Consider the following 13,765-nt stretch of genomic DNA (forward strand, 5'->3'; position numbering starts at 1 on the left):
GGTGCTGAGTATGAGAAAACAGATCCGCTACATCAATGGAGGCCTCTGGTTGGTGTTGATGGTGCCGCTGGCGCTGCTCTCCTGGAAGGAGCTCAGCTGGCCGGCGGATAGTGGTCGCGCCTGGTTGGACGGCCGCAACGCCCGGCAAATTGAAAGCTTGTATGACGAAAAATTTGTGATGAAGGACTGGGCCACCAATGCCTGGGCTGCCTTTGATTATCAGCTGTTTAACGAGGGGCGTCCGGGTGTGGTCGTCGGCAAGCAGGGCTGGTTGTTCAGTAAGGAAGAGTTTGTCTGGTCGCCTCGGGAAGCAGCCCATTTGCAGGCGGCGCTGGATGAAATCGCCCTAGTGGCGCGGCAATTCTCGGCAGCCAATATCCAGTTGTTACCCGTGTTGCTGCCAGCCAAGAGCGAGATTTATAGCGAGCAGTTACTGCAGGTGAATCCCCAGCTGCAGGCGCGTTTGTATGAGCAAGCACTGCACGGGTTGGCGGAGCGCGGGGTTGCTGTTGCCGATTTGCGTCCTCTGCTGTGGCGCGCCGCTAAACAGCAGGAGGTATTCCTGAAAAGCGATACCCACTGGACACCGTTTGGTGCCAGTCAGGTGGCGCAGTGGACGGCGCAACAGTTGGGTCACGAGGGGGATGGACAAAGGTTCAGCACTGAGCAGGGCGAGGCCAAACCCTATCGTGGCGATCTGCTCAATTACATTCCGGTGGCGCCATATTTTGCCGACTGGGGGCCGGAAGCGGATTTACTGGTGACGCCGCTGACGCTGGATAACGGCGGTGGCGACGACCTGCTGGCCGAAGCGCCCACCATCAGCCGACTGCTGGTGGGTACCAGTTACAGCGCCAACGAGGCCTGGAACTTTGCCGGGGCGATCAAGCAGGCCACGGGAGCGGATTGGGTCAACTATGCCGAGCAGGGTAAGGGGCCATTCCAGCCGATGCGCACTTGGTTAGCCGATAACCCGTTAGCTAAAACAGAGATTCGCCAGGTGGTCTGGGAGATCCCGGTTCGTTATCTGGTGCAGCCTTTGCCGACGGCAGGCTGATGTTTCTCGCAATTAACCCACAGCCATGCTGGCTGACGTTTGTTACCACCCAGGAGATGTAGAGATGAAGCAATGGATGAAATGCATAGTACTGATGATCGGCTCTCTGCTCGCGGCGCCGCTGTGGGCGGGAGATGCTGCCCTATACGGAGCTATAGCTCCGGCGAATGCCGGGTTTTTCCGGGTGATGAATGCCAGTGGTGGTCCGGTGAGCGTGGGCTTCAAGGGCAAGACGCTTAATCTGGCGGTGAGTCAATGCAGCCCCTATGCCTTTGCGGTGGAGGGGGATTATACCGTGACGTTGAATGGTCAGAGTCAGCCGCTGAAACTGGTCCAGGGCACCCAACAGACCCTGCTGTGGCAGGATGGCAAGGTCAAGGTGATCAGCGAGACGCCATTCAAGGATAAGTCACGGGCACGACTGGCGTTTTACAACCTGCTGGATACCAAACTCTCCTTGCTCACCAAACAGGGCAAATCGATTCTAGGCCCGATTGATAGTGGCGCCTCGGCGCTGCGGGAAGTCAATGCAGTGCGAACATCGTTCGGTGTCGGTGAGGAAAGCAAGCTGCTGGCGACCACTCCGGCCATGATCCTCAAGCGCGGTCAGGTGACCAGTCTGTTCGTGCTGAATGTCGGTGGTCAGCCCCATATCGCCGTTGTGGAGTCTGTGCAATGAAGGCCCGGGCGCTCTCCATGCTGATAGGCAGTGTTTTGGCCGGTGGTGTGCAAGCGCAAAGTGCCCCACAGGCTCAAGCTCCGCTGCCCACGGGTGCGGCGGCACCCGTCTATCAGGCTGAACCCTGCTGCAATCTCTGTCCTGCGGCGTTGGTAAAAGAGAATTACAAGGGTGATGTGTTGTCGACCCTGTGGCCGCTGGTGGCCGGTAAAAACGGCTGGGTATTTCGGGCTCGGACCGATTTTGCCACCGAGTTTGGCCCAAGCCCTGAGTCGATGGCCATGCTCAAGCAGTTCTCCCAGGCGCTGAAAAAGCGCGGTACCCAGCTGATGGTGGTCTATCTGCCCAGCCGCGGTCTGATGCATGAGGATCAGAGCCTGCAGCCGTTTGACAAGGCGCTGGCGCTGGCGAATTACCAAGCGGCCCTGCAGCGCTTCCGGGATATCGGCGTGGCTGCGGCACCGTTGGATCAACTGGTTGACCAGGTGCAGGGTGATTTCTACCTGAAACGTGACTTGCACTGGAGCCCGACCGGCGCCGAGGCGACGGCTCGGGTCGTGGCCAAAACAGTCAGTCATTATCCCTTCTACGACAGTCTGCCCAGCGAGGAGTATCAGACCGAGGCCAGTGGTTATACCGCGGTCAACGGTAACTGGCAGCGCGCCATTGGCGATCTGTGCCAGCAGAACTACCCGCTCCAGTACACCAATGAATATCAGACCACGCCGGACAGCGACTTGCTGGAGGCCGAAGTGGCGCCCGAACTGGTACTGATTGGCACCAGCTTCAGTGCCAGTGCGAATCAGCGCACCAACTTTGAAGGCTTTCTGCGTCAGTACCTGGGCAAGGACATCCTGAATATGGCGCTGTCGGGTGGTGAGGAGAGCGGTGCCTGGCTGGAATATCTCCCTTCGGGCGTGTTCCAGGAAAAACCACCGAAGATGATCCTCTGGGAGTTGCCAGCTCACTATTTGATGAAGGACAAGTCCTTGTTTCGGCAGTTGATTCCTTTGGTCAATAACGGCTGCGAGGGCAAGAAGTCACTGTTGAGCAGCAGCCAAAAGATTCGTCCTGGAGCCGGCCATAACGAGCTGGTGTTCAGCACCGAGCTGTTGAAGCGGGATGCCGGGGATCTGGTGATGGAGCTGCAACTGAGTGATCCCACGGTCCATGACCTGAATGTGACCGCCTGGTATGGCAATGGTGCCGATGAACGTTTCACCGTTCGTCAAAATCAGCGTGCCAACACCGGAGGCCGTTTTGTGTTCTCGCTGGCGCAGGATGAGTTACTGCGCAACGAGAACTTTATATCCCTCGATCTCAATCAGGTGGGCTCCACGCAACCCGAAGTCGATGTGGCGGTGAACGTCTGTGAACTGGATGGCAAGCCGCCGTTATCGCAAACCGCTAGGAGATAACAATGAACAGGGTCGCATGGTTACTGGTACTTGCCGGGATGTTGGAAATGTCTGCTGCTCTGGCTGCGGAGTTACGTCCTGCGCCGGGCTTTTATCGCCCGGGTCTGGTCCTGCGCCATGGTGGTCAGAGCGTCCGTTGCCCTCCGGTTCAGGTGTTCGGCGGGGCGCTGAATTTTCCAAGCAAATATGAGGGGGATGATTCTTCCCGTGATGATGTAAACCCCGATGCCATTAAGGAGTATGAGAGCCGGACCAAACCGATGAAGGATTTGCAGCAGTTCTCGGCCAAGGTGAGTGACCGGTTGTTCAAGGGCCGCGGCAACAGCACGGACTTGGAGTGTCTGCTCACCCATTGGCGAGCCTGGGCCAGCCAAAAGGCTCTGCTCGGCAAACCCAGCAACCATGTTGGCAATGCGGTACGCAAATGGACATTGGCTTCTTTTGCTACCAACTATCTGAAGCTGAAACTGAATCTGGGAGCCAATATTTCTGTCGCTGACCAGCAGTTGCTCGAGGGTTGGCTCGCGGCGTTGGCTGCCCAGGTGCAGCAGGATTATCAGGGGCGGGGTCCGGACAAGGCGAATAACCATGATTATTGGGCGGCCTGGAGTGTGATGGTGACCGCCGTGGTGTTGCAACGACAGGATCTGTTTGATTGGTCCTACGGGGTCTATCAGATGGCCATGCGTCAGGTGACGGACGAGGGATATCTGCCCAACGAGCTGCGGCGGAAAACCCGGGCGCTGGCTTATCACAGTTTTGCCTTGTTGCCACTCAGCACCATGGCGGCGTTTGCCCAAGCCAATCAGCAGTCGCCCCTGCTTCTCGAGCGCAAGGCGTTGCAGCGAGTCGCCGCAGTGGTGTTGGTCAATCTGGAGGATCCAGAATCCATCGAAGAAGTTGCCGGAGCCGAACAAGTCGATCTGGACTTTGAGGAGGGCGGACGTTTGGCGTGGTTGGCGCCCTACGAATCGATTGTCAAAGACCCGGCGTTATTACCACTGATCAAGCGCCTGGTGCCGCTCAAGAGCAGCTCTCTGGGCGGCGATCAAAGTTTTATCTACCTTCGCGACCGGCCGGAAATTTATCCCGACCGCCGCGAGATCAAATAGACCCGGCACAAGGAGTGTTCCCATGATTCCAGTCATTCTCTCTGGTGGCAGCGGCTCTCGCCTCTGGCCTCTGTCTCGTAAGCAACACCCCAAGCAGTTTCTGAATCTGCTGGGTGAACACACCCTGTTACAGCAGACGGTTCTGCGCTTGCCGGAGAAACCATTCGGTAAACCCTTTCTGGTGTGCAATCACCTGCACCGCTTCGTTGTCCGGGAGCAATTGCAGGAGATCAAGCGCGAGCCCTGCAATGTCCTGCTGGAGCCCTTTGGCCGCAATACCGCACCGGCGGTGACTCTGGCGGCGATGCTAATCCAGGAAGAAGAAACCGTCGATGATCTGATGCTGGTGTTGCCCGCCGACCATGTGATCCGCGACGTGCCCGCTTTCCATGCCGCCCTGGAGCGGGCGCGGGTGGAGGCCGAGAAGGGCAAGCTGGTGCTGTTCGGCATTGTGCCGACGGCGCCGGAAACCGGGTATGGCTATGTAAAGAGTTCCCAGGTCAACGGCCTGGAGGCAGTGCCGGTAGAGCGCTTCGTCGAGAAGCCGGATCAGCAGACGGCGATGAGCTTTCTGGCCAGCGGGGACTACTTCTGGAACAGCGGCATGTTCATGTTCAAGGCCAGCCGTTTTCTGGAAGAGGTAAAAGCCCTGCAGCCGGATATCTACGATACCTGCCAGTTGTCGCTGGAGCGCAAGTACCGGGATCTGGATTTCTGGCGTCTGGATGCCGACAGCTTTGCTTTCTGCCCGGATGACTCCATCGATTACGCCATCATGGAACGGACTCAAGATGCCGTGCTGGTACCGTTGCAGGCGGGCTGGAGCGATGTCGGCAGTTGGTCAGCGCTGTGGGAAGAGCAAGAAAAAGATGAGCAGCACAACTTCCTCAAGGGCAACGTTGAAATCCAGCAGAGCGAAAATTGCTACGTTCACACCACCCATCGCATGGTCAGTCTGATCGGTATGAAGAACACAGTCGTCATCGAGACCAAGGATGCGGTGCTGGTGGCGGACTTGGATCAGGTGCAGGACGTCAAGAACGTGGTGAAGAAGCTGGAGCGGGCTGGTCGGCAAGAGGCGCAGCATCATCGCGAGGTCTACCGTCCCTGGGGCAGCTATGACGCCATCGATCAGGGACAACGCTTCGGGGTCAAGCACATCACGGTGCAACCGGGGCAGAGTCTCTCCTTGCATCGGCATCTGCACCGTGCCGAACACTGGGTAGTGGTACATGGTGTCGGTGAGGTGACCATTGGCGAGCAGTCCTTCCTGATCACCGAAAATCAGTCCACCTATATTCCACAAGGTGAATTTCACCGCCTGGCCAACCCGGGCAAGGTGCCGCTGGAAATCATCGAAGTACAGACCGGCACCTTCCTCGGTGACGAAGATATCGAGCGAGTGGCCGATGTGTATGGCCGGGTCGATCCCCATGACCCCTTGCCAGCCAGCAATCTGCTGATGGCCTCCGGCATTCGTATTCTGCCGGCTAACTAATCAACACAGCACAAGAGGGATCTGGAGATGGAACAACTGAGCTGCTTCAAGGCTTATGACATTCGAGGCCGACTGGGTGATGAGTTGAATGAGGAGATCGCCTACCGGATTGGCCGCGCGTTTGCCTACTATCTGGGGGCCAAACGAGTGGTGATCGGTGGCGATGTGCGGTTGTCGACTCCGGCCCTGAAACAGGCGTTAGCCCGCGGACTGATGGATAGTGGCGCCGATGTGATCGATCTAGGATTGACCGGCACCGAGGAGATCTACTTTGCCACCTGGCATCTGGGGGTGGATGGTGGCATCGAGGTGACCGCCTCCCACAACCCGGCCGACTACAACGGCATGAAACTGGTGCGCGAGGGCAGCAAGCCGATCAGTGGCGATACCGGCCTGAACGAGATCAAGCGGCTGGCCGAAACCCGGGACTATGGTCCCGAGGCCAAACTGCCGGGTCACTATATGCAGCAGAGTGTGGAGGAGGCCTATGTCGCCCATCTGCTGACCTATCTGGATTTGGCCCAGCTGCGTCCACTCAAGCTGGTGACCAATGTGGGCAATGGTGCTGCCGGGCATGTCATCGATGCGCTGGAGAAGCGCTTCAAGCAACTCGGGGTGCCGGTCAGTTTCATCAAGCTGCATCATGAACCGGATGGTCATTTCCCTCATGGCATTCCCAACCCCTTGCTGCCCGAGTGTCGTGAAGACACCACGGCAGCGGTGAAGGCCTATGGCGCCGACATGGGCATTGCCTGGGATGGGGATTTCGATCGCTGCTTCCTGTTTGACGAAAAGGGTGCCTTCATTGAGGGCTACTACATCGTCGGCCTGTTGGCCGAATCCTTCCTGGCCAAACAACCCGGCAGTCGCATCATCCATGATCCGCGGTTGGTGTGGAATACCCAGAGTATTGTCACCCAAAGTGGCGGCGTGGCGGTGCAATCCAAGACCGGTCATGCCTTTATCAAGGAGCGGATGCGCGCTGAAGATGCCCTGTATGGCGGCGAGATGAGTGCGCACCATTACTTCCGGGATTTTGCCTATTGCGACAGTGGCATGATCCCCTGGCTGCTGGTGATCGAGCTGCTCTCCCGGCGTCGTCAGCCGCTCTCGACGCTGGTGGCCGAGCGCATCGCTGCTTACCCATCATCCGGGGAAATCAACAGTGTGCTGCCCGACCCGCAAGCTGCCATTGCCCGGGTGCTGGCCCACTATCAACCTCACGCCACCCTGATTGACCACACCGATGGCATCAGTCTGGAGTTCGAGGCTTGGCGTTTCAATTTGCGCAGCTCAAATACCGAGCCTGTGGTGCGTTTGAACGTTGAGTCCCGCGCCGATATCCACTTGATGGATCACAAGACCCATGAAGTGTTGACGCTGTTACGCCAGGAGGGTTAACCATGTTGTCATTATCACCACTGATTCCGGAACTAGCCGGAACCAAAGTCTCGGAAGAGCCTGCTTCCGGGTTGCTGCCTGGTCTGTCCATGCAACAACTGCAGCGGCCGTTGAAACTGCAAAATAGCGTCCAGCCCTATGCCTGGGGGACCACAGATGTCCTGCCCTGGTTGCTGGGGGTGGCCAACCCCACCGGTCAACCCCAAGCAGAGATCTGGGTCGGTGCCCATCCCAAGGCGCCCTCTTGGGTGAACCTGCCCAGTGGTAGCGTACCGCTGGATCGGGTGATCCAGGCCGAGCCCCAGCTGCTGCTCGGCTCATCGGTGGTGGCACATTTTGGTCATGAGCTGCCGTTCCTGTTCAAGATCCTGTCGGCGGGCTCGCCCTTGTCGATCCAGGTACATCCTAACAAGCTGCAAGCGCAGCAGGGATTTCTGCGCGAGGAGCAGGCGGGCATTCCGCTGGCGGCGGGTCATCGCAACTACAAGGATCCAAATCACAAGCCAGAATTGATCTCGGCCCTGACCCCCTTCGCGGCCATGGTCGGCTTTCGGCCGATTGGCGAGATGATCAACCTGCTGCAACTGCTGGGGGTCAAGCTGTTTAACAGCTGGATCCTGGAGTTGGAGGCTCGGGGGCTGGAGGCGCTGGAGCCCTTCTACCAATGGGTACTGGAGTTGCCGGCCGATGAGGTGCGGCGCACCCTGGCCGCCGCGGCACCCAGCATCAAATACCATAAGCAACCGGCCTTGCTGGAGATGGCGCGCTTGGCGCGGGCTTATCCCGGCGACAGCGGTGCCTTTGCTCCCTTGCTGTTGAATCTGGTCTATCTGAATCCGGGCGAATCATTATTCCTGCCGGCGCGGACCCCCCATGCCTATTTGCGCGGGACCGGGGTGGAGGTGATGGCCTGTTCGGATAATGTGCTGCGTGCCGGGCTGACCGATAAGCATGTGGACAAACCTGAGCTGTTGGCGACGGTGGAATTTGCCATCATGTATCCGCAGGTGCTACGACCGGATTATGTGGGTATCGAGCAGATGATCCCGATACCGGTGGCGGATTTTCGTCTCAGCTTCCTGCGTCCGGATGGCCAACATCCTTTTTCGGTCGGTGGGCAAGGGGAAATCGAGCTGCTGTACGGATTGCGCGGCCAGATGACACTCACCGCTGCGGATGGTGAAACCTGGTCGTTGGGACCCGCTGATGCCTTGCTGCTGCCGGGTGGTGGTGCCAGTTACACTCTGAGTGGCAAGGGCAAGTTAGCCTGGGCCCGGGTGAATCAATAACGGGGTTCATCGACGCTTGACCCTGAATTGCGCTGGCGAATCACCATAAAAAACGGCTCCGAATAGGAGCCGTTTGTGTGTCGCTTGCCCGCTGCGGGTGCTTACAACTGTACCTCGTGGGCGGTGGCGCTGATCTTGTGGATCGCCAAGTCCGCCCCCTCGTGTTCTTCTTCCTGGCTCAACCGCAGGCCAACGACCTTGGCCATGATGCCGTAGATGATGAGTGCACCGATCACCGCAATGGCGACCCCCATCAGGGTGCCGATCAGCTGGCTCATGAAGCTGACGCCGCCCATGCCACCCAGCGCTTCGCTGCCGAAGATACCGGCGGCGATACCACCCCAAGCACCGCACAGGCCGTGCAGCGGCCAGACCCCGAGTACGTCGTCGATCTTCGGTTTGCGTTGCAACCAGGTGAACACCAGGATGAAAATGGCGCTGGCAACGCCACCGACCACCAGGGCACCGACCGGATGCATCAGGTCGGAACCAGCGCAGACCGCAACCAGACCAGCCAGTGGGCCGTTATGGATGAAGCCAGGGTCATTACGGCCCAGCAGCAGTGCGACCAGGGTGCCACCGACCATGGCCATCAGCGAGTTGACTGCGACCAGGCCACTGATGGCGGACAACTTCTGTGCTGACATGACATTGAAACCAAACCAGCCGACGATCAGGATCCAGGCGCCCAGCGCCAGCATGGGAATATTGGACGGAGCGAAGCCGACGGTCTGACCGTTACGCACCCGTCCACGCCGGGTACCGAGCAGGATCACCGCCACCAGACCAATCCAGCCGCCCACCGCGTGGACCACCACGGAACCGGCAAAGTCATGGAACGCCGCGCCGAACTGGCCCTGCAACCACTCCTGCACCCCGAACCGACCGTTCCAGGCAATCCCTTCAAACAGCGGATAGACCAGGCCGACAATCAGGAAGGAGCAGGTCAGCATGGGATAGAAGCGAGCTCGCTCGGCAATACCACCGCTGACAATCGCCGGGATTGCCGCCGCAAAGGTCAGCAGGAAGAAGAATTTGGTCAGATCAAAACCATGGTTGGCAACCAGGGTGTGGGCGCCGCTCATAAAGCTTTGACCGTAAGCCAGACAGTAACCGAAGAAGAAATAGGCCAGCGTGGACACGGCGAAATCCGTGATGATCTTGACCAGGGCATTGACCTGGTTCTTGCCGCGAACGGTACCGAGCTCCAGAAACGCAAAACCGGCATGCATGGCCAGCACCATGATGGCACCCAGCAAAATAAACAGGGTATCCGAGCTGGTAACCAGTGTTGCCACTGCATTGTTTACATCCACCACAACTGACCTCCATCGCTACAAAATGGCGCAACCGGCATCCTGGGTTCGCCTTGTTCCGGGTTGTATTGTTTTTGTTAAGCACATTTTTCGCGCAATCGAACCAACTGGGGGAGTTCTTCTGGTGCGCGGCGCAGTGCATATACACAAAGCGTACCAACTGGATTAATGGTCGGAGGCTTTATGGATAACCTTATGATGAAAAGGATAAATATCGTCGCGATGCCGACGATTGATCCCACGGCATCCGATAGCATCAAGCACTAAATTGGAGCGTCAAAACAGTGCAAAGCACCAACAGCAGGAGGGTGAGTCCTGCTGCTGGATGCCGCAGGACCGGAATTAATGAGAGAAGGTATCGGCGCGGAAGGTTGCTTCGAGGGCCTGCTGGTAGCTGGCCGGGTCGAATGTGGGCTCCTTGCCCAGCAAGGGGTGCAGCACGGGCTGTGGCAAGTCAGGGACAAACTGGCTATCCCCGAGCAGTGCCCGCGTGACTTGCCCGGCTTGGAATAGCTGGCGTACGTTCTGGTATTGCTGGTTCAGCGGACCGCTGCCTGCTCGGCTGAAGGCCATGAACGGGATCCGGAACGTCAGCTCCGTCTTGGCATGAGGCGGCAACACCCGGGTTCCGGCGTTCATCAGATAGGGCTGGTGATCGCCAAATGCCAGCAACAGATAGCGTTTGCCACTGGCATCCAGGCCATCGATCAAGGTTTGCAGCGAGGCCATGGCATCCACCACCCCGGTGTAATAGGTGTTCAGAGTCTGGCGGTCACTTTCACTCTCGCCAGGGCAAGCGCCCTCCAGCTCTTGCTGGCCGTAACGACTCTGATTGAACGGGCCATGTCCCTGCATGGTGACGGCATAGAGGAGTTGAGGGGCCGAGTCGGCTTGGCTCTGTTCCAGAATGCGCTGCACCAGAGCCCGGTCGCTGGTATAGAAGCCTTTCTGATCCAACGTATTGAACTCGCTGTCGAAATGGCCGTGCTGATAGCCCAATGCCGGAATGGCTTTATCCCGTCCCCAGAAGTTCTGTTTGTAGGGATGATAGAAGTGGGTGCTGTATCCCATGGCCCCTGCACTGCGAGCCAGACCCGCCGCCTGATCGGCCAGATAGTAGTAAGGCACTATGCCCTGTTTCAGCAGTCCAACCGGTAAACCGGTATTCATCTCGAACTCGGCCAGTACCGTCATGCCGCCCGTGGTCGGGGAGTGGATCTGCTGCTGCACCGCCTGCACCGTTGCCGGCAGCTTTAGCACCGGAGCCGGTTTGCAGATGCCGCCTTCCCAGCCCAGCCAGAGCGCCTCATATTGCATGACGATGACCAGATCCCAGGCCGGTTGCTCTGTGGCGTCGGTGCTGGGGCTGATCAAGGGTTGTTGCAATGGGGATGCGGCGGCCGGGTAACTATAAATGGAGCTGCCGGAGACCAGGCCGTTGATCAGATCGAACAGGTAGAGGGACGGGCCGCGGCGCACCATGTCCCTGTGGTAACTGGTTTCATTATTGAAATAGTTGATGTTCGGGCCGAGGACGGTATTGCTGGCCTGAATCGCAAACACACTGAAGCCGAAGAAGGTGATGAGGACGGCGACGAAACGCAGCAGCCAGTTGAACCAGCGCAGCCGCCAGAGCAGGATCAGCAGCGAAGCACCGATCCCGCCGACCCAAAGCCCGTGGTCGCCGATCAGGATCTGCAACAGACTGACCAGATTGTTCAGGTCATCCCCACCCAGCGAGGTGCCGTAGATACTGATCTTGGCGAAGTTGGCGAGCAGGCCAATGGCAAATAGCAGGGTGAAGATCAGACCCATATAAAGATGGCGACCGACCAGCACGCTGATGAGCCAGCCAAGGGTCATCAGGCTCCAGGAGAGGTAATAGTGGTTGATCCGGTACTCGGACCACACCAGAAACTCACTGAAGCGGAAACAGAAAGTGGCATGGAGCAGTAGAAAACAGAGGTTGGCCAGCAGGATGGTGCCGGTGATCCGCCAGCGCAGTCCTTGGCGCAGAACGGGCGCCAATACTCGCAGTAATCCCCAGCACAGTAGCAGGGTTGCGCTCAGGCTCAGCAGCATGCGCTGCAGACTAAAACCGCTCTGGGGCAAAGAGCGGATCAGCTGGGGTGTATTGAATGCGGCTGAGGGCTCGACCCCGGAGCGGGCGATTTCTACCGTCAATTGATACTGTTCGGCGAGCGACTCTTTCAACACCCGGATGCTGGCCGCGAGCGACACATAGCAACCACCCTGATGCAGGCAGTCGGAGTTCAGCCCTTCGCGGGGACCGACCGCCAGATCAATATGGCTGGCCTCCTGGCTGTCAGGTCGACTCAAGCGGTAGACGATGTGATCCCCCGGTTTCAGGGGCTGGGTGAAACGCCAATTGGCATCCAGCACCGCATAGGTGCCGCGATCATCATTCTTGTAGATCATGCCCATATTCTGCAGTTCGGCGACGTCGCCGAATTGCAGATGATAGGCCGGATAGAGTAGTCCCTCGTCCCGAACCACCGGCAGCAATAAGACCAGCAACAGCAAGAGCCCCAGTAGACCGAGCAGCATACGCTCGAGCGGAGAGGCCGTTCTGGCATCAGGATGACGGAATGTGAAACGGTGACGCATGTGCGGTTTCTCTCAAGCCGGTCGCGGGAGGCAATAGATTGCTAAGCAAGTCTCTTGCCGGATCGACCGATGGTGGAGAGCTATCGCTGACCTGTCAATTCCGGCAGTGCAATATCCGGCGCTGGTCGACAGAAGTCGAGGCTCAACCAGCGCAAACACGGGCGGACAATAAGAAACTCGAGGCCTATGCGGTGGCGGCGAGGCTGAGGCGATAGTAGGTGCTGGCTTTCTCAAACAGCCGTAATTGTTCCATCAGCTCGGCGAGTGCGCGATAGGTGGTCGCATCAGGCTCCAGAGCCAGGGCGCGTTCCAGATACGCCTGGGCAGCTTCAAAATCCCGCTGCCGCAACAGCAAGGAGCCGATGGCCTGCAGCAGGGCCGCCGATGGTTGTGACTCTTGCTGTTCCCATTTTTGCAGTTGGGCGAGCAGACGGGGTGCGGGCTGCCGCAACAGCGGGATCACCAGCAACAGTGCCGGTTCAGCATGTCGTTTCAGACCCTCTTGCAGCAGTTCGAGGGCTTGAGCCTCCTCACCGTGGCGGATCAGGGCTCCTGCCGCGGCGGCCTGCAGCGCCGGATCCTGTTTCAGACTCTTCGGTAACTCGCGCCACAGGGTTTGCACACCGCTGGCGCCACCGGTACGAGCCTGTTCTTCGAACAGCGCCGGATAGATCTGCTGTTGCAACTGCCGCTGCTCTTCGCCGCTCAGTTGTTTGCGTTTGTGCAACTGCGGCAGCAGGGCCAACAGAGGAGCCCAGTGGCCCAGCGCCTGATAGCACTCCTTGAGCAGTTGCTGGATCACGGCGTGTTGCGGGTGGGCCTGATTGAGGTTTTCCAGCAGGGTTTCGGCCTCGGCATATTGCTGCTGACGCAGCAACAGCCGTGCGCGGATCAGGCTGACGGCCAGCGAGGCGCGAGGATGCTGGGCGGCAGCCTGTTCCAGGTATTCGTCGCGACGGGCATGTTCGCCCTGAGCCTGAGCCGCCTCTGCGGCACTGAGATAGTTCAGCAAGGCTTGTTCACTGTCCGGGGCGCTCTTGCGCATCAGAGCTTCTGCCTGCCGAAATTGCCCCTCGGCCAGAGCCAGGGTGCCCGCCAGGGTGCGCTCCCGAGCTTTCCGGCGACGGCGATTCCCCAGCCAGAGCCGAGTCGAACCCTTGATGCCAAACAGTCGCACCGCCACCCGTTCCAGCAGTAGCAGGGCCCCGTAGAGGATAAAGGCCAGAATGGCGGCGCTGATCACCGTCATCTCGATGGTGTACTCGCCGATGGCAATCAGTACATATCCCTTGTTGCCCGCCAGTAACGGACCGCACAACAAGGCGGCGCCCAGGATCCCGAGCAGTAACAGTATCCGAATCATGGTT

Annotated in this window: 10 protein-coding genes; 7 read left to right on the forward strand and 3 right to left on the reverse strand. The window is 58.7% G+C overall.

Annotated features, from left to right (window positions below):
- Positions 1–10 precede the first annotated feature (10 nt).
- From ACYVG7_RS18180 to manA, 7 genes are all read left to right on the forward strand, one after another.
- Positions 11–1,057: an alginate O-acetyltransferase AlgX-related protein gene (locus tag ACYVG7_RS18180; protein WP_460884506.1), complete on the forward strand. Its 1,047-nt coding sequence runs from the start codon at positions 11–13 to the stop codon at positions 1,055–1,057.
- 64 nt (positions 1,058–1,121) lie between these two features.
- A complete protein-coding gene (locus tag ACYVG7_RS18185; protein WP_460884507.1) occupies positions 1,122–1,736 on the forward strand; it encodes an alginate O-acetyltransferase AlgF in 615 nt (204 codons plus the stop codon).
- The gene (locus ACYVG7_RS18190; RefSeq protein ID WP_460884508.1) at positions 1,733–3,154 is read left to right on the forward strand and encodes an alginate O-acetyltransferase AlgX-related protein; all 1,422 of its coding nucleotides are present in this window, start codon (positions 1,733–1,735) and stop codon (positions 3,152–3,154) included. Before ACYVG7_RS18185 ends, ACYVG7_RS18190 begins: the two co-directional genes overlap by 4 nt.
- A gap of 2 nt (positions 3,155–3,156) precedes the next feature.
- Positions 3,157–4,266, forward strand: a complete 1,110-nt coding sequence (locus ACYVG7_RS18195) for a mannuronate-specific alginate lyase (RefSeq protein WP_460884509.1) — start codon at positions 3,157–3,159, stop codon at positions 4,264–4,266.
- A 22-nt stretch (positions 4,267–4,288) separates the two neighbouring features.
- The gene (locus ACYVG7_RS18200; protein ID WP_460884510.1) at positions 4,289–5,764 is read left to right on the forward strand and encodes a mannose-1-phosphate guanylyltransferase/mannose-6-phosphate isomerase; all 1,476 of its coding nucleotides are present in this window, start codon (positions 4,289–4,291) and stop codon (positions 5,762–5,764) included.
- A gap of 27 nt (positions 5,765–5,791) precedes the next feature.
- Positions 5,792–7,165 carry a phosphohexomutase domain-containing protein gene (locus ACYVG7_RS18205; protein ID WP_460884511.1) on the forward strand — a complete coding sequence of 458 codons (1,374 nt, stop codon included), beginning with the start codon at positions 5,792–5,794 and terminating at the stop codon, positions 7,163–7,165.
- 2 nt (positions 7,166–7,167) lie between these two features.
- Positions 7,168–8,454: a mannose-6-phosphate isomerase, class I gene (manA, locus tag ACYVG7_RS18210; protein WP_460884512.1), complete on the forward strand. Its 1,287-nt coding sequence runs from the start codon at positions 7,168–7,170 to the stop codon at positions 8,452–8,454.
- 101 nt (positions 8,455–8,555) lie between these two features.
- Here manA and ACYVG7_RS18215 read toward each other — a convergent pair whose 3' ends face one another.
- The 3 genes from ACYVG7_RS18215 to ACYVG7_RS18225 form a co-directional block, all read right to left on the reverse strand.
- Positions 8,556–9,773, reverse strand: a complete 1,218-nt coding sequence (locus ACYVG7_RS18215; RefSeq protein WP_460884513.1) for an ammonium transporter — start codon at positions 9,771–9,773, stop codon at positions 8,556–8,558.
- Between the two features lie 339 nt (positions 9,774–10,112).
- Positions 10,113–12,398 (reverse strand): LTA synthase family protein, encoded by a 2,286-nt coding sequence (locus ACYVG7_RS18220; RefSeq protein ID WP_460884514.1) that lies wholly within the window; start codon positions 12,396–12,398, stop codon positions 10,113–10,115.
- A gap of 184 nt (positions 12,399–12,582) precedes the next feature.
- The gene (locus ACYVG7_RS18225; RefSeq protein WP_460884515.1) at positions 12,583–13,761 is read right to left on the reverse strand and encodes a heme biosynthesis HemY N-terminal domain-containing protein; all 1,179 of its coding nucleotides are present in this window, start codon (positions 13,759–13,761) and stop codon (positions 12,583–12,585) included.
- Positions 13,762–13,765: the final 4 nt, after the last annotated feature.

The organism is Pseudaeromonas pectinilytica (assembly GCF_054780855.1).